The 22589-nt window shown below is 64.5% G+C and carries 24 protein-coding genes; 14 read left to right on the top strand and 10 right to left on the bottom strand.

Annotated elements, in window-relative coordinates:
* Nucleotides 1-52: 52 nt before the first annotated feature.
* The 4 genes from ACVISU_RS12330 to ACVISU_RS12315 all read right to left on the bottom strand — a co-directional run bounded on the left by ACVISU_RS12330 (nt 53) and on the right by ACVISU_RS12315 (nt 3655).
* Nucleotides 53-862: an MlaD family protein gene (locus ACVISU_RS12330; protein ID WP_456707116.1), complete on the bottom strand. Its 810-nt coding sequence runs from the start codon at nt 860-862 to the stop codon at nt 53-55.
* Between the two features lie 83 nt (nt 863-945).
* Nucleotides 946-1872, bottom strand: coding sequence for a DMT family transporter (locus tag ACVISU_RS12325; RefSeq protein WP_456707115.1), 927 nt, complete (start codon nt 1870-1872; stop codon nt 946-948).
* A 205-nt stretch (nt 1873-2077) separates the two neighbouring features.
* Entirely contained in the window at nt 2078-2464 is a 387-nt protein-coding gene (locus ACVISU_RS12320; protein ID WP_050403272.1) for a hypothetical protein, read from the bottom strand.
* A gap of 417 nt (nt 2465-2881) precedes the next feature.
* Complete coding sequence (locus tag ACVISU_RS12315) at nt 2882-3655, bottom strand: helix-turn-helix transcriptional regulator (protein ID WP_050403273.1); 774 nt, start codon at nt 3653-3655, stop codon at nt 2882-2884.
* A gap of 78 nt (nt 3656-3733) precedes the next feature.
* Here ACVISU_RS12315 and ACVISU_RS12310 point away from each other — a divergent pair, with 78 nt between their 5' ends.
* The 3 genes from ACVISU_RS12310 to ACVISU_RS12300 are packed head-to-tail and all read left to right on the top strand — an operon-like array spanning nt 3734 to nt 5971.
* Complete coding sequence (locus ACVISU_RS12310; RefSeq protein WP_050403274.1) at nt 3734-4390, top strand: acyl-homoserine-lactone synthase; 657 nt, start codon at nt 3734-3736, stop codon at nt 4388-4390.
* Nucleotides 4350-5714 carry a cytochrome P450 gene (locus ACVISU_RS12305; protein ID WP_456707114.1) on the top strand — a complete coding sequence of 455 codons (1365 nt, stop codon included), beginning with the start codon at nt 4350-4352 and terminating at the stop codon, nt 5712-5714. The genes ACVISU_RS12310 and ACVISU_RS12305 overlap by 41 nt, the downstream gene beginning before the upstream one ends.
* Nucleotides 5715-5752: 38 nt before the next feature.
* Nucleotides 5753-5971: a hypothetical protein gene (locus ACVISU_RS12300; RefSeq protein WP_456707113.1), complete on the top strand. Its 219-nt coding sequence runs from the start codon at nt 5753-5755 to the stop codon at nt 5969-5971.
* Nucleotides 5972-6036: 65 nt separating this feature from the next.
* Here the strand turns inward: ACVISU_RS12300 and ybaK are convergent, their stop codons facing one another.
* On the bottom strand, nt 6037-6519 hold the full coding sequence (ybaK, locus tag ACVISU_RS12295; protein WP_050403276.1) for a Cys-tRNA(Pro) deacylase: 483 nt from the start codon (nt 6517-6519) through the stop codon (nt 6037-6039).
* A gap of 371 nt (nt 6520-6890) precedes the next feature.
* Between ybaK and ACVISU_RS12290 the strand changes: the two genes are divergently transcribed.
* The 6 genes from ACVISU_RS12290 to ACVISU_RS12265 all read left to right on the top strand — a co-directional run bounded on the left by ACVISU_RS12290 (nt 6891) and on the right by ACVISU_RS12265 (nt 13497).
* Nucleotides 6891-8183 (top strand): adenylosuccinate synthase, encoded by a 1293-nt coding sequence (locus ACVISU_RS12290; RefSeq protein ID WP_456707112.1) that lies wholly within the window; start codon nt 6891-6893, stop codon nt 8181-8183.
* A 35-nt stretch (nt 8184-8218) separates the two neighbouring features.
* On the top strand, nt 8219-9796 hold the full coding sequence (locus ACVISU_RS12285; protein ID WP_456707111.1) for a hypothetical protein: 1578 nt from the start codon (nt 8219-8221) through the stop codon (nt 9794-9796).
* Between the two features lie 193 nt (nt 9797-9989).
* Nucleotides 9990-10424 (top strand): DUF5413 family protein, encoded by a 435-nt coding sequence (locus tag ACVISU_RS12280; protein ID WP_050403291.1) that lies wholly within the window; start codon nt 9990-9992, stop codon nt 10422-10424.
* A gap of 283 nt (nt 10425-10707) precedes the next feature.
* The gene (locus ACVISU_RS12275; RefSeq protein ID WP_456707110.1) at nt 10708-12336 is read left to right on the top strand and encodes an inorganic phosphate transporter; all 1629 of its coding nucleotides are present in this window, start codon (nt 10708-10710) and stop codon (nt 12334-12336) included.
* A gap of 63 nt (nt 12337-12399) precedes the next feature.
* Nucleotides 12400-12768, top strand: a complete 369-nt coding sequence (locus ACVISU_RS12270; protein WP_050403279.1) for a Crp/Fnr family transcriptional regulator — start codon at nt 12400-12402, stop codon at nt 12766-12768.
* Between the two features lie 168 nt (nt 12769-12936).
* Nucleotides 12937-13497, top strand: a complete 561-nt coding sequence (locus tag ACVISU_RS12265) for a DUF4112 domain-containing protein (protein ID WP_456707109.1) — start codon at nt 12937-12939, stop codon at nt 13495-13497.
* 62 nt (nt 13498-13559) lie between these two features.
* Here the strand turns inward: ACVISU_RS12265 and ACVISU_RS12260 are convergent, their stop codons facing one another.
* The 5 genes from ACVISU_RS12260 to ACVISU_RS12240 all read right to left on the bottom strand — a co-directional run bounded on the left by ACVISU_RS12260 (nt 13560) and on the right by ACVISU_RS12240 (nt 17035).
* Nucleotides 13560-13850, bottom strand: a complete 291-nt coding sequence (locus ACVISU_RS12260) for a hypothetical protein (protein ID WP_050403281.1) — start codon at nt 13848-13850, stop codon at nt 13560-13562.
* A gap of 222 nt (nt 13851-14072) precedes the next feature.
* Complete coding sequence (locus ACVISU_RS12255; RefSeq protein ID WP_021076985.1) at nt 14073-14237, bottom strand: DUF3309 family protein; 165 nt, start codon at nt 14235-14237, stop codon at nt 14073-14075.
* 253 nt (nt 14238-14490) lie between these two features.
* Nucleotides 14491-14901 (bottom strand): peptide-methionine (R)-S-oxide reductase MsrB, encoded by a 411-nt coding sequence (gene msrB / locus ACVISU_RS12250; protein ID WP_050403282.1) that lies wholly within the window; start codon nt 14899-14901, stop codon nt 14491-14493.
* A 116-nt stretch (nt 14902-15017) separates the two neighbouring features.
* Nucleotides 15018-15734: a peptide-methionine (S)-S-oxide reductase MsrA gene (gene msrA / locus ACVISU_RS12245; protein ID WP_456707108.1), complete on the bottom strand. Its 717-nt coding sequence runs from the start codon at nt 15732-15734 to the stop codon at nt 15018-15020.
* Nucleotides 15735-15925: 191 nt separating this feature from the next.
* Entirely contained in the window at nt 15926-17035 is a 1110-nt protein-coding gene (locus ACVISU_RS12240) for an ATP-dependent DNA helicase (RefSeq protein ID WP_050403283.1), read from the bottom strand.
* 215 nt (nt 17036-17250) lie between these two features.
* Between ACVISU_RS12240 and ACVISU_RS12235 the strand changes: the two genes are divergently transcribed.
* The 5 genes from ACVISU_RS12235 to ACVISU_RS12215 all read left to right on the top strand — a co-directional run bounded on the left by ACVISU_RS12235 (nt 17251) and on the right by ACVISU_RS12215 (nt 22581).
* Complete coding sequence (locus ACVISU_RS12235; RefSeq protein WP_456707107.1) at nt 17251-18456, top strand: LLM class flavin-dependent oxidoreductase; 1206 nt, start codon at nt 17251-17253, stop codon at nt 18454-18456.
* 216 nt (nt 18457-18672) lie between these two features.
* Nucleotides 18673-19623, top strand: coding sequence for a sulfonate ABC transporter substrate-binding protein (locus tag ACVISU_RS12230; RefSeq protein WP_456707106.1), 951 nt, complete (start codon nt 18673-18675; stop codon nt 19621-19623).
* Nucleotides 19624-19661: 38 nt separating this feature from the next.
* Nucleotides 19662-20615: a sulfonate ABC transporter substrate-binding protein gene (locus ACVISU_RS12225; RefSeq protein ID WP_456707105.1), complete on the top strand. Its 954-nt coding sequence runs from the start codon at nt 19662-19664 to the stop codon at nt 20613-20615.
* The gene (gene ssuD / locus ACVISU_RS12220; RefSeq protein WP_456707104.1) at nt 20612-21778 is read left to right on the top strand and encodes an FMNH2-dependent alkanesulfonate monooxygenase; all 1167 of its coding nucleotides are present in this window, start codon (nt 20612-20614) and stop codon (nt 21776-21778) included. The genes ACVISU_RS12225 and ssuD overlap by 4 nt, the downstream gene beginning before the upstream one ends.
* A complete protein-coding gene (locus ACVISU_RS12215) occupies nt 21775-22581 on the top strand; it encodes an ABC transporter permease subunit (RefSeq protein ID WP_050402878.1) in 807 nt (268 codons plus the stop codon). The genes ssuD and ACVISU_RS12215 overlap by 4 nt, the downstream gene beginning before the upstream one ends.
* Nucleotides 22582-22589 lie beyond the last annotated feature (8 nt).

The raw sequence follows: 22589 nt of genomic DNA, 5'->3' as shown, positions 1-22589 counted from the left end.
GCGTTTCCGTTGTTCTTGGGTGTTGTTCTTGGTTCTTGGCTGGAAAGCGAGGCTAGCGCCTGGCGGCGGGCGGGACAAATTTCTCGTTGAATGTGTTGACGGACTGGCTGACGTCGCTGAGCGTCTTGCGGGTCTCGGCGATCATGGTGCCGGACTTCTTGTCGAAGCTCTGGATCAGCTCGCGCAGCGAGATCACGGTCGGCAACAGCTCGCCGCCATATTTGTCGCTGCCGAAGCTCTTCAGGAACTTGTCGGCCGAGGTCAGCTTGGAGTCGACAGTGCTGATGCCGTCGTCGGCGGCATCGATGAAGCCCGCGATCAATTCGCCATTGCCGGACAGCGAGTTGGTGAAGTTCTCGAGCCCGAGCAGCGAGTCCTTGATGTCGGCCTCGTTCTCGGTGATGACGCGGTCGACATTGCGCAGCGCGACGCGCAGTTTCTCCTGGATGCCCATCGTGCCTTCGGCGTCGGCGGTCAGCTCGGGAATGCCGTCGGCGCCGAGCGGCGGCGGCGGGGCTTCGTCGGTGCCGCCGGTGAAGGAAATCGAGGCGATCCCGGTGAGGCCCTGGAATTCGAGGCCGGCCTGGGTGTCCTTCTTGATCGGAGCGTTGCCCTCGATCCGCGTCATCGCCACCACGCGGTGGCGGTCGAGCCTGATCGAGACCACCTCGCCGATCCGCACACCGGCGAAGTTGACGCTGGCGCCGCGGCGCAGGCCCGACGCCGAGCCCTCGAACACGACGCGGAACGGCACCATCCGCTTGATGCCGGCATAGCGCTGATAGCCCAGCCAGCCGCCGAGCGAGCCGGCGATCAGGGCCAGCGTCAGGGTGCCGATCACAACATTGCTGGCGCGTGCCATGCAGACATCCGTTCGCGAAGCAGGGCTCGATCAATAGCGGATTTGCCGGCGCCCGTCACCGCGCCTGCGGACGCGGGGGTAGCTCAGGCCGACTGCCTCCGCGACGCCGCGAAGACGCCGGCCAGCACCAGCGCGAAGCCGATGAAGTGGAAGGCCTGCGGATGCTCGCCGATGAACACGATCGACATGATGGTGCCGAACACCGGAACCATGTGGAAGAACGGCGCGGCGCGGTTGGCGCCGATCAGTTGCACACCGCGGTTGAAGCACAGATAGGCCACCGTCGAGGGGAACACCGCGACATAGAACAGCGACAGCAGGTTGCCGGCCGTGAGCTGCATCACCGGACGCGTGCCCAGTTCCCAGATCAGGAACGGGATCAGGAACAGCGCGCCGCAGCCGAAGGTAAAGGCCGCGACCGATAGCCCATGGATCCTGGGCCGCTTCAGGGTCAGCACCGAGTAAAACGCGAAGATCACCAGCGCGGCGATGAAGATCAGGTCGCCCTTGTTGAACTCGATCTTCGACAGCGTCGTGAGATCGCCGTGCAGCAGGATCACCAGCACGCCGGCGAGCGACAGCAAGACGCCGCAGAGCTGCGCCAGCGTCAGCCGCGCGCCGAGCAGGATCAGCGACCACAGCGCGACCATCAGCGGCACGGAGGATTGCAGCAGCAGCGTGTTGAGCGCCTGGGTGTGTTCGAGCGCCCAGTACTGCAGCGTGTTGAAGGCGCTGATGCCGGTCATCGACAGCAGCATCATGACGCCGAGATTCTTGCGGATCGCGGGCCAGTCGCTGGCGAGGTGCTTCCAGGCAAACGGCAGGATGATCAGGAACGCCACGAACCAGCGCAGGAACGACAGCGTCACCGGCGGAATGTGGCCGGCGGCGAGCCGGCCGACGATCGCATTGCCGGCCCAGCACATCGCGGTGATGCAGAGCAATAGATACGGCTGGTTGGCGATCCAGGAGCCGGACGCAGGCGTTGTGGTGGAATCGGTGGCAGACATGCGAAAGGCCCGGGTTCACGACGCCGCGGCCCGCCCGCCCGGCCGTCGCCGGGCCGGCATGGATCTCCCCGGCGCCCCGTCACAGACACGGATTCTGCCGTTCTATCAATGGGGATCGACGCATCGCGACCATGCGCGATGGCCCCTTACGGAAGGCGCGATGACGCTTTGCCAGGCGGCGTACCAGCCGATCTGCCGGAAACCTCTAGCGGGTTTCCGGCGGCGTGGTCTGGCGCTTGACGATCTGCTCGGCGAGCTCGATCAGGATCCGCTTGGTGTCGGGGTCGTTGACGTCGCGGAACACCCGCAGCATGCGCAGTTCGAGCAGGGATTGCAGCGATTCCGACGCCAGGCCGCCGTGTGCCAGCGCCGTGGTGGCGGGCCGGCGATTGAGGAGATCGGCGGCGATCCCGAGCATCTCGGCGACGGTGGCCAGGCGCCCGGTATCGATTTTTACGGTGCCGTCCACGCCGTTCTTTTGCAGGGAGGCTCCCGCGCACAGGATCTCGGCGAGATCTGCCTGCGACAGCCCGATTTCGCGCCAGCGCGCCTGCACCAGTTGATCGATCTGGTCGTCCTGCGATGTGCTCATGGTGCGCTTGGGCGATCTCCAGCTACGTCCGTCGACAGCATGTCCGCAACGTTGATTGGTAGCAAATGGAACTGCGGTTCGTCGTCACGGGATTTCTACGGATCATCCGGATCGACGATCGGTCCCGCCGCATCGGGCGGCGTCCACGACAATCCGCGCTTTCACGACGGCCGGGCGGTCCACCGGGCGGGCACTGCAATACGCACCCACAGTCCAAGATCCCTGTCATCGGGCCGCAGCCTTATTATCAAGATCGTGCGCGAATGCAATCTGGGATGTCGTCGAGGCAAATCCAACCCGGATGTGTGACCTTGCCACAGTTCGCGGCGTTGCCGGCGGGCGGTGCGATATCTTGCAAAGGGAAGCAGCGCGCACGAAAGCAGTCCTCGGAACGCCGCGACGGTCGCGCGGCGCCGCTCACAGGTCGATGATCCCGAGCGCGATGCTCTTTGCCACCCCATGCGTCTTGTTGGAGGCTTCGAGCTTGCGCAGCGCCTGCTTGATGAAGCCTTCGACGGTCTCCGGCGAAATACCGAGGATTTGCGCGGTGTCGGCCACGGTCTTGCCGCGCGCGGCCCAGGCGATCACTTCCTTTTCCCGGGCCGTGAGCTTGATGGTTTCGGCGGCTTCGGCGGGCTTCAGGATGGTCGGCGCGTTGCGCTGGTCGCGGTTGACGATGTCCATCGCCCGTTGCACCCAGTAGATCATCAACAGATGCAGTTCATGGCGATGGCAGATGAACAGCTTGTCGAAGTCGCGCGGCTGGTCTTCCCAGAAGAACACCGTCGAACTCGAATGCACGGCGCCGAGCCGGTCGCGATAATGGAACGGCACCACGAAGCCGTCCTTGAAGCCGAACTCGCGGGCGGCATCCATCGTCTTCATCTCGGGCGCCCGCTTGTGCCCGCTGCGCTCCGGCAGCTTCAGGCTGCTCCAGCTGAACGGCGTGTTGGTGCGTCGGGACCGTGCCAGCGCCGGGTCGGCATGGACGAATTCGTTCTGCACATACGCCCGCTTCCAGGCGTCGGGATAGGTGCCGACATGATAGGGCAGATCAAGATCGGGCCGGCCGGCATCGACAAAGGCGAAGCCCGAGAAGCCGTAGTTCTGGATGACACGGTGCAATGACGAGCTGAGCTCGTCGATGGTATCCGACGCCTCGATGGTTGCAATCGCGTCTACCAGGCCCATGACGAAAACCCCCGGTTTCCGGGGGTACCACAGTTAACCCCTTTTGTTCCAGATGTTCCGCATTTGGAGGAAAGGATAATGCCGAATGCATTGGACGGATATCATGCGCTCATCACCAGGGAAGAGCTTGATCCGGCGCATGTCGGGGCGATGTTGCGGCTGCGCAAGCGGCTGTTCGTCGACCATTGCGGCTGGCTTCTGAGCACGACCGGCGACGTCGAGCGCGATCAGTTCGACTGCTGGTATACCGAGCACTGCCTGTTGTTCTCAGGCGCCGAGCTGGTCGGCGGCTTCCGGGCGATCCGCACCGACTATCCCTATCTGACCAAATCGGTGTTCCCGCAGCTTGCGGTGCGCCGCTTTCCGAGCCGCCGCGACGCCTGGGAAATCAGCCGTTTCGGCGTGCTGCCGTGCGGCGCGAGGTCGCGGACGGCGCGCGTGAACTACGCGCTGATGTTCCGCTTCGCCGAGCTGCGCGGGGCGGCGGCGCTCGTGGCGCTCGCCGACCTTTCCTACGAGCGCTTTCTCACCCGCATGGACATCCGCACCCGCCGCTACGGCCCGCCGCAGGTGATCGGCAATGATCGTATGGGCCGCCCGCTGACGGCGCTCGCCGGAGAAATCCCGCTTGGTCTTTCCGACAATCCCGGCCTGACCAAATTCCTCGACCTTGGACGGCAATTGGAGATCCACGATGCCTCACATGTTCTCGGACGTTCGAGCATTCCAGCGTGACCCGCTGCGTCTGCTGCTGACGCGCGGCAACGAGGCCGAACCGGGGTTCGTGCCCCTGCGGCTCGGTCCTGCGCCTGTGTTTCTGGTGAACGATCCCGATCTGCTGCGCCCGATCCTCAAGGCGCCGGAGACCGACATCGGAAAGGGCAAGCTGATCAAGAAGCTGACGCCGGTGCTCGGCCGCTCTTCGCTGATGCTGAGCGGCGAGGAGCACAAGCGGCGGCGCACGGTGCTGCAGAAGCACATGGCTAAGGGCAGCGTCGAGAAATTCCTGCCGCATATGTGCGCCGAGATCCGCGCGGTCGGCGCCAGTCTGGCCCGGCTCGGCTCGTTCGATCCGCACCATGTCACCGCGATGCTGGCGTTGCGGACCATCTGCGTCGCGATCTTCGGCTCCCAGGTGATGTCGTCCGGCGACGAAGAAGCGCTGGTGCAAGCCGTCGGCGTGATCGAGGATGATCTCGCCGAGGAGATGTTCCGCGCCTTGCCGTTCGGTCCGGTGGCTTGGTACCGGCGCCGGCAGAACCGGGTCTGCGCCAAGCTTGCGATGTCGACGGTGGTGCAACGGCTGCGCCGCAAGGCGGGCTCGAGCAGCGCGCTGCGCGACCTTGAGGCGCTTGGCCTCAGCGATCGCGATCTCGAGGACGAGATCCTGACACTGCTGCTGGCCGGCCACCACACCACGGGATCGACGGCGGCGTGGATGTTCTACCAGATGGCCGCCGATCCCGCCCTGATGGACGACATTGCCGACGAGGCGGCGGAGTGCATCGGCGACGACGGCGAGCTGCGGCTTGATGCGGTCAAGCACGCCAATCTGAGCGCGACGTTCGTCAAGGAGGTCTGCCGGCTCTATCCCAGCGCCTGGTGGTTCTCGCGCGAGGTGATGCAGCCGGTGACGATCGGCGGGCGCGAGCTCAAGGTCGGCACCTCGCTGTTGATCTGTCCCTGGCAATTGCAGCGCGATCCCAGGCATTTCCCCGATCCCGACCGCTTCCTGATGACGCGGCGCTACAACACCGACGCCTACATCCCGTTCGGCGCCGGCCCGCGTGCCTGCGCCGGGATGGGGGTTGCGATGCTCGAGCTGCAATTGCTGGCGCTCGAAATTGCCGCGGCCTATCGCTTCACCGCCGTGAGCCCGAATCCGGCGCCCTGGCCGAAAGCCTCGGTGACGCTGATTCCACCGCCGATGACGATCGACATCGAAGTCCGCGAGATTCCATCGCGCATCCTGCATCTCGGCGAGGAAGCCGAGCGGCTGCCATACATTCCACCCGCCAATGCGGCGTCCATCAGCTCATTACAATCGGTATCCCAATGACAACACACATCACGACGGCCGGCATCGGGCAGAGGGCCATGGATCAAGTGCAAATGCGCAGTCTGCGCGACGTCATCGCGGTCTTGATCGAGCAGCGCAGCATCGTGACGGCCTCCGGCGCGACCTTCGCCGCACATCTGCTCGATCTCGCGATCATGCAGCTCAGGCTCAACGTCAACGATATTTCGGCGGAGGAATTGACCGGCCTGTCCGATTACGTTGGCGCGGAGTTTACCAGGGACAAGTCCTCGCATTGATGGCGCGAGCGGGTCAAAACGACAATCCGGAGCTTCGGTTCTGATCCGTCAGGACCGAAGCTGCTCTAGTCCTGCGTCGCCACCAGCGCCTTCATCGTGGCGCCGGCGGCGAGCGCGGCGTCGTTCGGATCGATCTCGATCTGCAGGCCGCGCTGGCCGCCATTGACGAACACGGTGACATGGGTGAGCGCGGTCTCGTCGATCGCGGTCGGCACTTTCTTTTTCTGGCCGAACGGGCTGATGCCGCCGACATGGTAGCCGGTCAGCCGCTCGGCATCGGCCGGGCGCATCATCTTCGCCGACTTGCCGCCGAGGGCTGCCGCAAGCTTCTTCATGCTGAGCTCGCAATCGGACGGCACCACGGCGCAGACCGGCTTGCCGTCGACCTCCGCCATCAGCGTCTTCAGCATCCGGTTCGGGTCGACGCCGAGCGCCTCCGCGGCCTGCAGCCCGATGCTCTCGGCGCTGGAATCGTAGACATAGGTGTGGAGCCTGAAGGCAATGCCGAGCTTGCGCAGCGCCATCGTCGCTTGTGTCGAACTGGGCATGGATCCTGCCGGTTGATATGGCCGAATGATCGCCGCAATGGGCCCGCCGATCAATCGGCCGTAAGGTCAGTCCAAGGTCGGCCCATGGTCGGCCCAAGGCCACCCCAACATTAAATTCCTGCCCGGCCGGCGCAGCCCGGCCCGGCATGGAATTTTCAGGGGATATCAAAGGCTTGTTGCTAATCTAAAAGGCGTAAACGACCCCGTTCTTGCTTGCGCAGCCGACCCGCTTCCTTTATCCGGTAGGCGCCTTGCGTGCGCGCGGCCGGGCGCCGCGATTTGGGCTGGGCATATCATGCATGGTCGCTGTGGGCGGACGCGTTTTCGCCGCGATCATGGTCTCTGAAACAGCTGAAGGGAACATCTTCGCAATGGCCAATGTTGTCGTCGTCGGCGCCCAATGGGGCGACGAGGGGAAGGGCAAGATCGTCGACTGGCTGTCGGAACAGGCCGACATCGTCGTGCGCTTCCAGGGCGGCCACAATGCCGGCCATACGCTCGTGATCAACGGCGAGACCTACAAGCTGGCGCTGCTGCCCTCCGGCGTGCTGCGCCCGAACAAGCTCGCGGTGATCGGCAACGGCGTGGTGTTCGATCCGCAGGCCTTCCTCGACGAGGTCGCCAAGCTGAAGGGACAGGGCGTTGCGGTCGGACCGGACAATCTGCGGATCGCGGAGAATGTGACGCTGATCCTGCCGCTGCATCGCGAGCTCGACGCCCTGCGCGAATCCTCCAACGCCATCACCTCGATCGGCACCACCCGCCGCGGCATCGGCCCGGCCTATGAGGACAAGGTCGGCCGCAGAGCCATCCGCCTGATGGACCTCGCCGACCTCGACACCCTGCCGCACAAGATCGAACGGCTGCTGGCGCACCACAATGCGCTGCGCCGCGGCCTCAATCTGGAGGAGATCGACGGCAAGGGCATCCTGGCCGAGCTGACGGCGCTGGCGCCGAAGCTGCTGCCCTATGCCGAGACGGTGTGGCGCCTGCTCGACCTCAAGCGCCGCGAGGGCAAGCGCATCCTGTTCGAGGGCGCGCAGGGCGCGCTGCTCGACGTCGACCACGGTACCTATCCCTATGTGACGTCGTCCAACACGGTGGCGGCGCAGGCTGCGACCGGGACCGGCATGGGCCCGGGCACGGTCGGTTATGTGCTCGGCATCTGCAAGGCCTACACCACCCGCGTCGGCCAGGGACCGTTCCCGACCGAGCTGCATGACGAGATCGGCGAGGAAATCGGCCGCCGCGGCAAGGAGTTCGGCGTCAACACCGGGCGCAAGCGCCGGGTCGGCTGGTTCGACGCGATGCTGGTGCGGCAGACCGTCCGGACCTGCGGAATTGCCGGGCTGGCGCTGACCAAGCTTGATATTCTCGACGGCTTCGACAGCATCAAGGTCTGCATCGGCTACAAGCTCGACGGCAAGGAAATCGACCATCTGCCGGCGGGCGAGGGCGCGCAGGCCCGCGTCGAGCCGATCTACGAGATCATCGAGGGCTGGAAGCAACCGACCGCCAATGCGCGGTCCTGGGCGGACCTGCCGGCCCAGGCCATCAAGTATGTCCGCCGGGTCGAGGAGCTGGTCGGGTGCCCGGTCACCCTGCTTTCCACCAGCCCGGAACGTGAAGATACTATTCTGGTACAGAATCCGTTCGAGGCTTAACGGGATATTACCTATATCCCACCAATTGTGTGGAAATGGCTGACTACTACCCGCTGATCGCCCGTGCCATCGCCGGATTGGACCCCAACGCTCCCGGCGAAGCCCGCCGCGCGCTGTACGCGCGGGCGCGGACGGCGTTGATCCAGCAACTTCGCGGCGTGCAGCCGCCGCTCTCGGAGTCCGAGATCACCCGCGAGCGGCTGTCGCTGGAAGAAGCGGTGCGCAAGGTCGAGTCCGAAGCCGCGCAGCGCGCCCGCGACGCGTCGCGTCCTGGCGGCGGGGCTGCCCGCAGCAGCGACCCGCTGCGCCGGGCCAATCCAAGACCGCCGGAGGCAAATACAAGGCCGCCGGAAACCAATCCCGCCGACACTGCCGCGCGGCCGCGGCCTCCGGCCGAGCCGCGCCCGCCGCGGAATTTGCGTCCCGATGCGCCGCCGACGCCGCCGCGGCCGCAGAACCCGCCGGTCCCGGCCGGCTCCGATACCCAGGCGCCGCAGGCCCGGCCGGCGCCGCCGCGCCGCGGACCCGAAGGCGCGCAGCCGCCGGTGCCGCCGGCCGCCCCGGGCGTGCGCGGCTTCCGTGACATCACCGCCGACGCCGACGATCTCGGGCGGGCTGCGGCGCAGGCCAGCCGCAACGCGCGCAAGACCTACGCCAACGTGCCGTCGCCCTCGCCGGAATTCGACCGGCTCGAGCCGAGCCTTGAAAACCGCGGCGGCGATCCCGAGGCGCCGTATTCCTACGACGAGTCGATCGAGGAGGCGGAGCGCTACGCCCCGCAGCCGCCCCAGGCGCCGCCCACGCGGACGCGGGTCAGCAATGCCGAGCGCGAGCCGAAGCGGCCGCGCGTCGGATCGATGTTCCCGTTCAAGACCGCGATCGCGATCGGCATCCTGCTGATCCTGATCGGCACCGGCTTTCTGTTCCACCAGCAGGCCACCACCTTCGTCAGCAGCCTGTTCAAATCCTCCGCCCCCGTCGAGGCGCCGAAGGATGCCGCGGCGACGCCGTCAAGCAAGAAGATCACCGACCGCGTCGGCCAGCCGTCGTCGTCGGGCGAGCCGGTCGCTCCGGTGGCGCAGCGCGTGGTGCTCTATGACGAGGACCCGTCGGATCCGAAGGGCAAGCAATATGTCGGTTCGGTGGTCTGGCGCACCGAGCAGGTCAAGGGATCGGGCAACCAGAAGCCCGACATCGCCGTGCGCGCCGACATCGATATCCCCGATCGCAAGTTCAAGATGACGATGTCGTTCCGCCGCAACACTGATACGTCGCTGCCGGCGAGCCACACCGCGGAATTGACCTTCATCCTGCCGCAGGACTTCGCCAATGGCGGCGTCGGCAACGTGCCGGGCATCCTGATGAAGTCCAACGAGCAGGCCCGCGGCACGCCGCTGGCCGGGCTCGCGGTCAAGGTCACCGACGGCTTCTTCCTGGTCGGCCTCTCCAACGTCGACGCCGACCGCTCGCGCAATCTGCAGCTCCTGAAGGAGCGCTCCTGGTTCGACGTGCCTCTTGTCTACACCAACCAGCGCCGCGCCATCATCGCGATCGAAAAGGGCGCCCCCGGCGAGCGCGCCTTCAACGACGCGTTTGCGGCGTGGGGTGAGTAGCAGCCGGAAGCTCACCTCGGTGCTCACGATCTCATCGCCCGGCTTGGTCCTGGCGATTCCGTATCGCAGCGAAGTCTGGCTGTTGCAGCGCATTCGAGCGCTGGCTCCGGAAACATTGCGGAGCGCTTTGGATTTTCCCTAGCACCGTCGCGCGACTGCGTTACACTTGACCGACACCGGGCAGGGGCACGCCATGAAACGCTATCTGATCTTCGCAGCCGTCGGGCCGTTCATCGGCGGCTTCCTGCTGCTGCTCATGACCACCTATCAGTCCGGCTACTGGACCGAGACCAACGGCGGCGAGGTGGCGAAGCTGCTCGTCGTGTTCGTGAAGTCGCTGCAATACAATTATCTGTTCGGCATCGTGCCGTCGCTGATGTTCGGCGCGATCGACGACATCCTGATGCATATGCGGCGGATCACGCCGACGGTGCGGATGCTGATGGTCGGCGCGGTGGCGTTCGTCGGCGCGGCGCTGACCTACGCCTCGCACGGCTCCGAAAGCGGCCCGGTGCAGTTCATCCTCTACGGGCTGGTCGGCTTCATCCCGGGCGTGATCACGTCCTGGCTGGCGCATCGATATGCCGAGGAGCTGCACGCGCCGGCACAGCATGCATCCCAGCATTAGGGCGTGCGCGTCCGATTTTTGAAAAGCGGAAATCGTCGGCCTTGGTGCGATCGGCGATGTCCGGCCTGTCGTCGCATTGGCGCGTCGCGGTCGGACCGGAGGCTTTGCCCGACGCGGGGCGAGGTTGGGGTCGCGCCGTTATCATAATCTTGTCAACCGGATTAGTCGCCGGCCGGCAGCGGCGCGCATCGACCTTCATGGAACTGTCACATGCGCGTCATGTAAACGTAGTCCCAATGTCACATGGCCGCTTTTGTCCTCCCGCGGCCGTGAGGGCGATCATATGAGCGATGTAGCGTTACCTGGTTCGATCGAGCCCGCGCGACGCCGCGGCCCCGATCTCGAGAAGGGCTTTCATCCTCTCACTGGCATTATCTATCTCGGCGTGATCGGCGCCGCGCTGCTGTTCGTGGCCTACAGCATCTACGCGGACGTTGGTGCGACGGGCAGCGGCAAGACCTCTTATGCGGCGTTTCTGCTGCTGTTCGTGGCGCTGCTGATCTCGCTCGGCTTCGAATTCGTCAACGGCTTTCACGACACGGCGAACGCCGTTGCGACCGTGATCTACACGCGTTCGATGCCGGCCCACATTGCCGTGGTCTGGTCTGGGCTGTTCAACCTGATCGGCGTCCTGCTCTCCAGCGGCGCGGTTGCCTTCGGCATCGTCTCCCTGTTGCCGGTCGAATTGATCCTTCAGGTCGGCAGCAGTGCCGGTTTTGCGATGGTGTTTGCGCTGCTGATCGCCGCCATCATCTGGAACGTCGGCACCTGGTACTTCGGCTTGCCTGCCTCGAGTTCGCACACGCTGATCGGATCGATCATGGGCGTCGGTATCGCGAATGCGCTGATGCACGGACGGGAGGGGACGTCAGGCGTGGATTGGTCGCAGGCCGTCAACACCGGCAAGGCGCTGCTGCTGTCGCCGCTGTTCGGATTTGCGCTCGCGGCCGTCCTGCTCTACGGGCTGAAGACCGCGCTGCTGCGCGCAACGCCGGCGCTGTTCGGCGAGCCGCAGGGCGATCAGCCGCCGCCGTGGTGGATTCGCGGCATCCTGATCCTGATCCTGACCTGCACCCTGGTCAGCTTCTTTCATGGGTCGAACGACGGTCAGAAGGGCATGGGTCTCATCATGCTCATCCTGATCGGCGTGGTCCCGACCGCCTACGCACTCAACCGCGCGATGCCTATCAGCCAGATCGCGGCGTTCACCGCGAACTCGGCTGCGGCGAGCAAGGTCATCGAGGATAGGGGAGCCGATCGCAGGGTGACCGGCAATCCGCGTCCGGCGGTGACGAACTACATCGCGCTTCGGCAACTCAGCGACGATACCTATCCGTCACTCTCCGTTCTCGTCGGCGAAATCCGCGACCAGGTCGTGCAGTACGGTTCGCTGGCGAAATTCCCGGCGGAGACCGTCGGCAACACGCGTAACGACATGTATCTGGTGTCGGAGGCGCTTCGCCTGCTGATGAAGAGCAGCGACAGCGGGCTGAACGATGCCGATGTCGCGACGCTCAATCGCTACAAGGGCTCGCTGGATGCTGCCACCAAATTCATTCCGTCCTGGGTGAAGATCGCAGTCGCCATCGCGCTCGGCCTCGGCACGATGGTCGGCTGGAAGCGGATTGTCGTGACGGTGGGTGAGAAGATCGGCAAGACCCATCTGACCTATGCGCAGGGTGCCTGCGCCGAGATCACGGCGGCGGCGACCATCGCCGCGGCAGATGGATACGGCCTGCCGGTGTCGACGACGCATGTGCTGTCGTCCGGCATCGCCGGCACCATGACCGCGAACGGATCCGGCCTGCAATGGTCGACAATCCGCAACATCGCGATGGCCTGGGTTCTGACCCTGCCGATGGCGATGCTGATCTCGGGCGTTCTCTACTTCGTTTTCGCGCATCTATTTTAGCCGGAGCAGCAAGACAACTGGATGCCTGAGATTTGCATCCGGGTTCGGGGAAAGGAATTTCGAGTGGCAGATGCAAGCTTCAGCCTTCTGACGGGCAACGATATCGAAACGCGCCTGGTGCGGGCCGGCGGCGTCATCTTTCGCGAGGGTGAGCAGGCCAACGAGCTGTTCGTGATCAAGAGCGGCTACGTGCGCATTCAGGTCGGCAACAAGACCATGGCGGACCTGCCGGCCGACACGATCTTCGGCGAGATGGCATTGATCGACAACGAGCCAAGAAGCGCGACCGCGACGGCGCTCACCGATGTGGAGCTCGTCCCGGTCTCGGAAAAGCAGTTTCTCTTCCTCGTCAGCCAGACGCCGCACTTTGCGCTGAAGGTGATGCGGACGCTGGCCCAGCGGCTCAGGACCATGAACAAGGGCGTCTATTGAGCGAGGCGACGATCGCGTCCCGCGCCATCGATTTCAATCGTTGCTTTCGCCGCCGCTTCGGCTTGACGCCGTCGGCGGCGGACGGCAGGTGGTGCGGCTTGAGCAGCCAACAAGGTGACACACTGGTAATGTGACGCAACTTGAACCATCTGCTCGCGTTACCATGTGATGGCCATGCCCGAGGACGACATTTTCTCCCCCCACGCCACGCGCTCGCGGCCGCCCTTCGGCGGGGCGCAGGCGCGCGGCAAGGTCATCGATCAGGACGGGCGCGAGCTCGGCGATGGCCCGCTGCATCCGCAGTTCCAAGGTTTTCAGGGAGCCTTTCAGGAAGGCTTCCGCTTCGACTTCCGCAACTCCACCGCCAACCCGTTCGGCAATCTGACGCGCGAGGAGCGGCTGGCACGGCTCGAGATGATCGCCAAGCTGCTCGACGTCGCCTTCGTCGTGCCGGGCACCAATGTCCGCTACGGCATCGACGGGCTGATCGGCCTGATCCCCGTGGTCGGCGATCTCATCACGACGGCGATCTCGCTGTGGCTGGTGCGCGAGGCCCGTCTGTTGGGCGCGCCCTGGCACATCACCGCGCGGATGCTTGCCAATGTCGCGGTCGACGGCGTGGTCGGCATGGTGCCGGTGGCGGGCGATGCCTTCGACGTCATGTTCCGCGCCAACATCCGCAATGTGCGGATGCTGCGGCGCTGGCTCGACAAGCAGCCGAGACTGTAACTCTCAAACAAAAGCCCCCGGACATCGCCGAGGGCTTTTCGTTGGGCATAGAGCAGAAGAGCTTATGCGGCGTCGGCGTCGGTCTGGGCCGGTTCGGGGCGCGCGCGGCGCGGCAGCGGGAAGGCCTCGCTCTCATACAGCGAGCGGATGCCGTTCTGGTCGAAACGGGCTTCCTCGACCTGGAGATAGGCGCCGTTCAACGAGTCCGCCGGCAGCTGCTCCATCGCGAACTGCACGGCCTCGGCGGCAGTGCCGAAACGGCGGTAAGCGAAGCCGGCCCGCTTCTTCTTGCGGATCGCGGCAGGGAACAGTTCGGCTGATGTGTTATAGTTGAACGGACGCAGCGGACGCATGGTCGACGACCTCTTGTGTTCTTGGCATAGAGCGGCGAAAGGGATTTTGGGGGACGGCGGCCTATTATCGGCGGCGCGCCGTACATGTCATTTCGATCCCTAATATAGGCCTCTTTGACAAAAATGCGACCCCGGAAGCGCCCCCGACAGGGCACATGCTGAATCCGCGCATAGCACGCGGGTTATCAAAATAAATCCGTTTATTTCAATGGCTTATGGCCATTAAATCTTGTCGAGCCAGGCCAGGATCACGACCACGATCAAAATCACCCCGAAAAGGCCCATTCCGGAGTGGCCGAGACCATAGCCATAGCCGCGGATCCGGCCGCTATAGCCGCCCAGCAGGATAACCAGCAGGAGGATAATGAGGATCAGTCCGAGCGACATGGCGCCCTCCTCAGAACAGGCGGCAGCCGCTCGGCGAGACGCCGACGGCCCCGCGAATTCGGAGCAAAGCACATTCCGGGGCGATGCGCAGCATCGAACCCCAATTCGCAACTGCGAATTGGGGAATCTCGAGATTCCCTGATGCGCAATTGCGCATCTGAGGTTCAGTCCGGAGCTTGCCAACGGGCGGCGCAAAGCGCCGACCCGTTGCGACTCCCGGGATTTGGGACTCCCCGGGATGACGGCTTCGCCGTCACTTCTCGTTCAGCTTCAGCGCCGCCGAGTTGATGCAGTAGCGCAGGCCGGTCGGGCCGGGGCCGTCGTTGAAGACATGGCCGAGATGGCCGTCGCATTTCGAGCACAGCACCTCGGTGCGGATCATGCCGTGGCTCATGTCGCGCTCCTCGTCGACATGGCTCTCGACCGCGGGCTTGGAGAAGCTCGGCCAGCCGCAGCCGGAATCGAACTTCTGGTCGGACTCGAACAGCGTCTGGCCGCAGCCGGCGCAGACATAGGTGCCCTTGCGGGAATCGTGCTCGTATTCGCCGGTGAACGGCCGCTCGGTCGCCTTTTCCCGCAGCACGGCGTACTGCATCGGCGTCAATTCCTTGCGCCACTCGGCCTCGCTCTTGCGGACCTTGCCGTCGGTCTTGGTATCGGACATTCAACCTCCTCGGTTTGATCGTCATTGCGACGAGCAAAGCGACGAAGCAATCCATCTGTCCGCTTGCGGCACCATGGATTGCTTCGCTTCGCTCGCAATGACGGTGATTGTTCCCGTCAGTTGGTGACCTTGGTGCTGCCCACCAGCGTCGGCTTCTCGATGTAGTTCTCTGCAAAAATCTTCTTCAGGTTCTCGACCTTCGGGACGTCGTTATACGCAATATAGGGCTGGTTCGGGTGCAGCGTCAGGTAGTCCTGGTGGTAGCTCTCCGCCGGATAGAACGCCTCCAGCGCGCCGACCTTGGTGACGATCGGCTTCTTGTAGACCTTGGCCGCATTGAGCTGGGCGATGTAGGCGTCCGCCACCTTCTTCTGCTCGTCGCTGGTGGTGAAGATCGCCGAGCGATACTGCGTGCCGGAGTCCGGGCCCTGGCGGTTGAGCTGGGTCGGGTCGTGCACGACCGAGAAGAAGATCTGCAGGATCTTACCGTAGGAGATCTTCTGCGGGTCGTACTTGATCTCGACGGACTCGGCGTGGCCGGTGGTGCCGGTCGAGACCTTCTCGTAGTCGGCATTCGCCTTGCTGCCGCCGGAGTAGCCGGACACCGCGCTGACGATGCCCGCGGTGTGCTGGAACACGCCCTGCACACCCCAGAAGCAGCCGCCGGCGAGCACCGCGGTCTTGATGCCGGTTTCCGGCGCGCTCGCGGCCGGCGGCGGGATGATCACGGCGTCCTCGGCGGCAAGCGAGGGCGCAACGGCAAAAGCTGCGATGGCCAGCGCGCCGATCGCGGCAGCGCAAAGCGTGAGGCGGCTGAGGGAGCTTTTGGGCATGGGTTCCTCGTGGGATCGCAATTGGGGGCCAGTCTAGAGCGGGAGCGGGCATTGGCAAACCGGGCCGGGCTGCTCCGACGCTTCAAAATACGGGCGAGGGCGCGTTTTGTTACGGCGCCGGCCACACGGTTTCGTGAGGGAAATGCCGGTCATTCAAGGCGATGACGGGTCTATCGCGAATGCGCGGGACTTCACACCACCACGCTGAGCCGCTTCGCCGCCCGCGTGATACCCGTGTACAGCCACCGCGCGCGCGAGTCCTGGAATGCAAAGCTTTCGTCGAACAGCACTACATCGTCCCATTGCGAGCCCTGCGACTTATGCACGGTCAGTATGTATCCGTAGTCGAACTCGTCATAGGGCTTGCGCTGCTCCCACGGAATGCCCTCGATGCCGCCATCGAAACATTCGCCGCGCACCGAGACCTTGGTGACCTTGTGGCCGAAATCCTCGTCCGGCATCACGCGCATGGTGATGATCTTGGACTTCGACTGCGCACGCGCCTTGACCCGCCACAGCCCGCCGTTGAACAGCGCCTTCTTGCGGTTGTTGCGCAGGCAGACCAGCTTGTCGCCGGCGACCGGGAGAGGATCTTCGATGTTCAGCCGCTGCCGCATCCGCATGTTGTAGGCGCGGCGGGTGTTGTTGCGGCCGACCAGCACCTGGTCGGCGCGCATCACGCGGTCCGGATCGAGCTCCTTGCGCAACACCACCTCGCTCTCGCCATGGCGGCCGATCTCGAGCTCGCGGCCCTCGCGGATGTCCATCGACATCCGCACGATCGGATCGTCCTGCGCCTGGCGGTGCACCTCGGTCAGCATCGCGTCCGGCTCGGCGTCGGTGAAGAAGCCGCCGCCCTGGATCGGCGGCAATTGCGCGGGATCGCCGAGCACCAGCAGCGGGCAGTCGAACGACATCAAATCGCGGCCGAGCTCGGCGTCGACCATCGAGCATTCGTCGATCACGATCAGCTTGGCTTTCGATGCCGGCGCATCGTCCCACAGCTCGAAACTCGGCTGCTCGACGCCGGACTCGCGGGCGCGGTAGATCAGCGAGTGAATCGTAGAGGCGTTGTCGCAGCCCTTGTTGCGCATCACCAGCGCCGCCTTGCCGGTGAAGGCCGCGAACTTCACCTCGCCATCGACCCCTTCGGCGATGTGCTGGGCGAGCGTGGTCTTGCCGGTTCCGGCATAGCCGAACAGGCGGAACACCGGCGGCGTCCCGTTCTGGCCGGGCTTGGCCTTCAGCCAGTCGGCAACGGCTTTCAGCGCGGAATCCTGATGCGGCGTAAAGGTGGTCATGGGGCTTTCGGAAGAATGAGCGCGCGATCGATAGCGCCGCGACTCACACCCGTACAAGCTAAACATTCATGCGTCCCAGGCAAGCCGTCTCCCGCTGCACGGAATTGGGGTTTCGCGCCCGAGGCTAGACTTGATCCCGCGTGGCACTAGACTGACCGAAAACAACAGGGGTCGGGACCACCACAGGTGGTCGGCACGACCTTGGGAGTGACGCCATGAAATTCGGCATCTTTTACGAGCTGCAACTGCCGCGCCCCTGGAATGACGGCGACGAGCTCAGGCTCTACCAGAATGCACTGACGCAATTGGAGACCGCCGACCGGCTCGGCTACGATTATGCCTGGGTCGTCGAGCATCATTTCCTCGAGGAATATTCGCACTCGCCGGCACCGGAATCCTTCCTCGCCGCCGCGAGCCAGCGCACCAAAAACATCCGGCTCGGCCACGGCATCTTCCAGCTCACCACCAATCATCCCGCGCGCGTCGCCGAGCGGGTCGCGGTGCTCGATCTGCTCTCTAACGGCCGCTGCGAGTTCGGCATGGGCGAAAGCGCCTCGATCACCGAGCTGACGCCGTTCGGCCGCGACATGGAGACTAAGCGCGAGGTGTTCGAGGAAGCCGTCAGTGCGATCTTCCCGATGTTCACCAAAATCGGCACCGAGCATCACGGCAAGTATTTCGACATCCCGCTGCGCAACGTCGTGCCGAAGCCGGTGCAGAAACCGCATCCGCCGCTCTGGATGGCCTGCTCGCAACTGCCGACGATCGAACGCGCCGGGCAGAACGGATTCGGCGCGCTCGGCTTCCAGTTCGTCAGCGCCGAGGCGGCGCATGCCTGGGTGCACGCCTATTACAACGCGATCACCAAGCGGCTGAAGAAGCTCGCCGACTACGAGATCAATCCGAACATGGCGCTGGTCTCGTTCTTCATGTGCGCGGAGACGGATGAGGAGGCGCGCAGGCGCGCCGACGGCGCCACCTTCTTCCAGTTCGCGCTGCGCTATTACGGCCAGGCGCAGAACCGGCAGCGCCCGGCGCCCGGCACGGTCAACATGTGGGACGAGTACAACAAGTGGAAGCGGGAGAATCCGGAGGCGCAGGAGGCCGCGCTACGCGGCGGCCTGATCGGTTCGCCGGAGACCTTGCGCAAGAAGCTGCGGCGTTTCCGCGCCTCGCATATCGACCAGGTGATCCTGCTCAACCAGGCCGGCAAGAACACCCATGAGCACATCTGCGAGTCGCTCGAGCTGTTCGGGAAAGAGGTGATGCCCGAGTTCCAGCACGATCCCGAGTACGATGTCTGGAAGAAGGGCGTGCTCGACGGCTCGATCCAGCTCGAGGAGATCGACACCCAGGCGTTCTCGGACCGCTATGGTAAACTCGCGGTCAATGTCGGACCGAAAACCGCAGCCGCCGGCTGATCGATTCCTGTGCAGCGACCTCGCGTTCCCGTGAAGAAAATAATTCGCTACGCGCGACCTGCGACTTGAACGAAACGACACGCGCGATGCCCGCACCGAAGTGCAGGCATCGCTATTTTTGTGCGGTGCTCGACAGCTTCATTCGCGCGCCCCATCATCCTGACAACGCATGATCGCGTGTTGAGAAACGCGCTTGATCGTCAGGAGAGTCTTGGAATGAAGCGTCGTGAGTTCCTCCAGCTGTCGCTCGCCACAGCCGCTGCCGTTGCGCTGTCGGGGCGCGCGCAGGCCCAGGCGGACGCGAAGGAAATTCGTATCGGCTACCAGAAGAACGGCGTGCTCGTTATCACGCGGCAGCGCGAAGCCTTGGAAAATCATTTCAAGCCGCAGGGCATCAGCGTGAAATGGGTCGAGTTTTCGTCGGGGCCGCCGATGATGGAGGCGATGAATGTCGGCAGCGTCGATTACGGCGCGGTCGGCGATTCCCCGCCGATCTTCGCCCAGGCCGCTGGCGCGGCCATCGTTTATGCCGCGGCTCAGCCGATCATGAACGGGTCGGGCATCCTGGTGCCGCAGAATTCGGCAATCAAGGACATCGCCGATCTCAAGGGCAAGCGCGTTGGCTTCACCAAGGGATCCAGCGCACATAATGTCGTGATCCAGACGCTGGAGAAGGCCGGGCTGACCTATGACGACATCACGCCGGTCTACCTGACGCCGCCGGACGCCGGCCCCGCCTTCGCCAACGGCGGCATCGACGCCTGGGCGATCTGGGACCCCTATTTCGCGATCGCCGAGACCAAGCAGAACGGCCGCATTCTGGTCAACAGCCGCGATGTCACCAAGACCAACGCGTTCTACATCGCCAACCGCGACTTCGCGCGGAATCGCGGTGCGATCCTGCAGCAGATCGTCGATGTCACGGCATCGAGCGCGAAATGGGCCGAGGCGCATCCCGACGAGGTCGCGAAATCGCTGGCCGCGGTCACCGGCGTGCCGCTCGATATCCAGACCATCGCGGCGCGGCGGGCCGGTTTCTCGGTCGGCCCCGTGACCGACGATATCATCGCGACCCAGCAAGGCGTCGCCGATCGCTTCTTCAAGCTCGGCCTGATTCCGAAACAGATCGCGATCCGTGACATCGTCTGGCGCAACCCCCAGACCTGATCGGCGCGCTTGGTCAATTCGATGCAGAGGATATTCCCATGACGCGTTTATTTCGACGCTGGGTTGCCCGCGCGGTGCTCTCGGTCAGCATCGTCGCGGCGACCGTCGGCGCCTCCTACGGCCAGGAGAAAGTCGTCCGCATCGGCTATCAGAAATACGGCAAGCTGGTGCTGCTGAAGAGCAAGGGGTCGCTCGAGGAGAAGTTGAAAGCGGTCGGCACCAAGGTGGTGTGGACCGAGTTTCCGTCCGGGCCGCCGCTGCTCGAAGCGCTCAATGTCGGCGCGATCGATTTCGGCAACACCGGCGAGGCGCCGCCGATCTTCGCGCAGGCCGCCGGTGCACCGATCCAGTATGTCGCCTACGAGCCGCCGGCGCCGAAAGGCGAGGCGATCCTGGTGCCGAAGGACAGCCCGATCAAATCGGTCACCGATCTGAAGGGCAAGAAGGTCGCGCTCAACAAGGGATCCAACGTCCACTATTTGCTGGTGAAGGCGCTGGAGAAAGCCGGCGTCAAATATTCGGAGATCGAGCCGGTGTTCCTGGCGCCGGCCGATGCCCGCGCGGCGTTCGAGCGCGGCGCGGTCGATGCCTGGGTAATCTGGGATCCGTTCCAGGCCGCGGCCGAGGCCGCGACCGGTGCGCGCACCGTTACCGACGGCGTCGGCATCGTCGCGAATTATCAGTTCTATTTCGCCTCGAAGAAGTTCTTACAGACCGATGCGAAGATCGTCGAACTCGTGCTGGCGCAGCTGAGTGAAGTCGATGACTGGGCTAGGGGCGACATCCACGCCGTGGCCGAGCAGCTGGCGCCGAGCATCGGGCTGTCGGTACCGGTGGTCGAGGTCGCGCTGAAGCGGCAGGCCTACGGCATCAAGCCGGTCACCGACGCTGTCATCGCGGATCAGCAGCAGGTCGCCGACACGTTCTTTGCGCTCGGCCTGATCCCCAAACCAATCAAGATTTCCGACGTCGCATGGAGGCCGGGCACATGAGCACCCCAACCAACGCCAACATCCTCTGGTTCCTGCCGACCCACGGCGACAGCCGTTATCTCGGCACGTCGGTCGGTGGCCGCGAGGTCAACTTCAACTATCTGCGCCAGATCGCGCAGGCCGCCGACCAGCTCGGCTATTACGGCGTTCTGCTGCCGACGGGACGGAGCTGCGAGGATTCCTGGGTGGTGGCCTCAGCCGTCGCGCCCTGGACCGAGCGCCTGCGCTACCTCGTGGCGGTCCGGCCCGGCCTGCAGTCGCCGAGCGTCGCCGCGCGCATGACCGCGACCTTGGACCGGCTGTCGAACGGCCGTCTCTTGATCAACGTCGTCACCGGCGGCGATCCGATCGAGAACAAGGGCGACGGCATTTTCTTGGGTCACGACGAGCGCTACGCCGTGACCCGCGAATTCCTCAACGTCTACAGTGATCTGCTCGCGGGCAAGACGGTCAATGTCGAAGGCCAGCACATCAGGATCGAGGACGGCCGCCTGCTGTTCAATCCGGTGCAGTCGCCGCGCCCGCCGCTGTATTTCGGCGGCTCCTCGGATGCCGGCATCGACGTCGCGGTCGACACCGTCGACAAATACCTGACCTGGGGCGAGCCGCCGGCGCAGGTCGCCGAGAAGATCGCCAAGGTCAAGGCCGTTGCCGCGCAACGCGGCCGCAAGCTGTCGTTCGGCATCCGCCTGCACGTGATCGTGCGCGAGACCAATGCGGAGGCGTGGAAGGCCGCCGATGAACTGATCCAATACGTCACCGACGACACCATTGCGACCGCACAGAAGATCTTCTCGCGGATGGATTCGGTCGGCCAGCAGCGAATGGCGCAGCTGCACGGCGGACGGCGCGACAAGCTCGAGATCAGCCCGAACCTCTGGGCCGGCGTCGGCCTGGTGCGCGGCGGGGCCGGCACCGCGCTGGTCGGCGATCCCGAGACCGTCGCCGCGCGGATCAAGGAGTATCAGGACGTCGGCGTCGATACCTTCATCATGTCGGGCTATCCGCACCTCGAGGAAGCCTATCGCTTCGCCGAGCTGGTGTTCCCGCTGCTCTCGCTCGGACACGGCAACAACGTGACGCCGATCCGGGTCAACACCGGGCCGTTCGGCGAGACCATCGGCAACGAATATCGGCCGCAGAAACAGGCATCGCAATCATGAGTCTCATTGACAGTCTCCCGCGCGTCGGCGCACCGAAATTACCGAAAGTCGACGGCCTGATCCCCTGGATCGTGCCGCTTGCGATTGTGCTGATCTGGCAGCTCGCCTGCGTCACCGGTTTCGTGCCCTCGCGCGTGCTGCCGGCGCCGACCGACGTTGCGCTTGCCGGATGGAAGCTGCTGCTGTCGGGTGAGCTGGTCCGCAACATCTGGGTCAGCTTCTGGCGCGCCTCGATCGGCTTTGTGATCGGTGGCGGCATCGGCTTCGCGTTCGGGCTCGCCAACGGGCTCTCGCAGCTGTCGGCGAAACTCACCGACACCACGCTGCAGATGGTGCGCAACATCCCGCATCTGGCGTTGATCCCGCTGGTCATCCTGTGGTTCGGCATCGACGAGTCGGCCAAGCTGTTTTTGGTGGCGCTCGGCGTGTTCTTCCCGATCTATCTCAACACGCTGCACGGCATCCGCACCGTCGATCCGCAGCTGATCGAGATGGGCCGCATCTACGGCATGACCGACGGCGAGCTGTTTCGCCGGGTGATCTTCCCGGGTGCGCTGCCCTCGATCTTCGTCGGGCTGCGCTTTGCGCTCGGCATCATGTGGCTGACCTTGATCGTCGCCGAGACCATCGCGGCCTCGTCGGGCCTCGGTTACATGGCGATGCAGGCGCGCGAGTTCATGCTGATCGACGTCGTGGTGCTCTCGATCCTGATCTATGCCTTGCTCGGCAAGCTCGCCGACAGCGCCTCGCGGGCGCTGGAACGGCTGACCCTGTCGTGGCACCCCGCCTTCCAGAAGAAGTGAGAATGAGA

This window comes from Bradyrhizobium sp. USDA 4452, assembly GCF_054063575.1.
This window is presented reverse-complemented; position numbering and strand designations above follow the sequence as displayed.

Coding starts and splice junctions, on each gene's coding strand:
- ACVISU_RS12300 (WP_456707113.1), top strand. CDS start 5,753: ATGGATCAAGTGCAAATGCGCAGTCTGCGCGACGTCATCGCGGTCTTG.
- msrB (WP_050403282.1), bottom strand. CDS start 14,901: ATGTCCGATACCAAGACCGACGGCAAGGTCCGCAAGAGCGAGGCCGAG.
- ACVISU_RS12315 (WP_050403273.1), bottom strand. CDS start 3,655: ATGGGCCTGGTAGACGCGATTGCAACCATCGAGGCGTCGGATACCATC.
- ACVISU_RS12320 (WP_050403272.1), bottom strand. CDS start 2,464: ATGAGCACATCGCAGGACGACCAGATCGATCAACTGGTGCAGGCGCGC.
- ACVISU_RS12275 (WP_456707110.1), top strand. CDS start 10,708: ATGAGCGATGTAGCGTTACCTGGTTCGATCGAGCCCGCGCGACGCCGC.
- ACVISU_RS12235 (WP_456707107.1), top strand. CDS start 17,251: ATGAAATTCGGCATCTTTTACGAGCTGCAACTGCCGCGCCCCTGGAAT.
- ssuD (WP_456707104.1), top strand. CDS start 20,612: ATGAGCACCCCAACCAACGCCAACATCCTCTGGTTCCTGCCGACCCAC.
- ACVISU_RS12230 (WP_456707106.1), top strand. CDS start 18,673: ATGAAGCGTCGTGAGTTCCTCCAGCTGTCGCTCGCCACAGCCGCTGCC.
- msrA (WP_456707108.1), bottom strand. CDS start 15,734: ATGCCCAAAAGCTCCCTCAGCCGCCTCACGCTTTGCGCTGCCGCGATC.
- ACVISU_RS12265 (WP_456707109.1), top strand. CDS start 12,937: ATGGCCATGCCCGAGGACGACATTTTCTCCCCCCACGCCACGCGCTCG.
- ACVISU_RS12310 (WP_050403274.1), top strand. CDS start 3,734: ATGCCGAATGCATTGGACGGATATCATGCGCTCATCACCAGGGAAGAG.
- ACVISU_RS12285 (WP_456707111.1), top strand. CDS start 8,219: ATGGCTGACTACTACCCGCTGATCGCCCGTGCCATCGCCGGATTGGAC.
- ACVISU_RS12305 (WP_456707114.1), top strand. CDS start 4,350: ATGCCTCACATGTTCTCGGACGTTCGAGCATTCCAGCGTGACCCGCTG.
- ACVISU_RS12215 (WP_050402878.1), top strand. CDS start 21,775: ATGAGTCTCATTGACAGTCTCCCGCGCGTCGGCGCACCGAAATTACCG.
- ACVISU_RS12330 (WP_456707116.1), bottom strand. CDS start 862: ATGGCACGCGCCAGCAATGTTGTGATCGGCACCCTGACGCTGGCCCTG.
- ACVISU_RS12225 (WP_456707105.1), top strand. CDS start 19,662: ATGACGCGTTTATTTCGACGCTGGGTTGCCCGCGCGGTGCTCTCGGTC.
- ACVISU_RS12260 (WP_050403281.1), bottom strand. CDS start 13,850: ATGCGTCCGCTGCGTCCGTTCAACTATAACACATCAGCCGAACTGTTC.
- ACVISU_RS12325 (WP_456707115.1), bottom strand. CDS start 1,872: ATGTCTGCCACCGATTCCACCACAACGCCTGCGTCCGGCTCCTGGATC.
- ACVISU_RS12240 (WP_050403283.1), bottom strand. CDS start 17,035: ATGACCACCTTTACGCCGCATCAGGATTCCGCGCTGAAAGCCGTTGCC.
- ACVISU_RS12290 (WP_456707112.1), top strand. CDS start 6,891: ATGGCCAATGTTGTCGTCGTCGGCGCCCAATGGGGCGACGAGGGGAAG.
- ybaK (WP_050403276.1), bottom strand. CDS start 6,519: ATGCCCAGTTCGACACAAGCGACGATGGCGCTGCGCAAGCTCGGCATT.
- ACVISU_RS12255 (WP_021076985.1), bottom strand. CDS start 14,237: ATGTCGCTCGGACTGATCCTCATTATCCTCCTGCTGGTTATCCTGCTG.
- ACVISU_RS12280 (WP_050403291.1), top strand. CDS start 9,990: ATGAAACGCTATCTGATCTTCGCAGCCGTCGGGCCGTTCATCGGCGGC.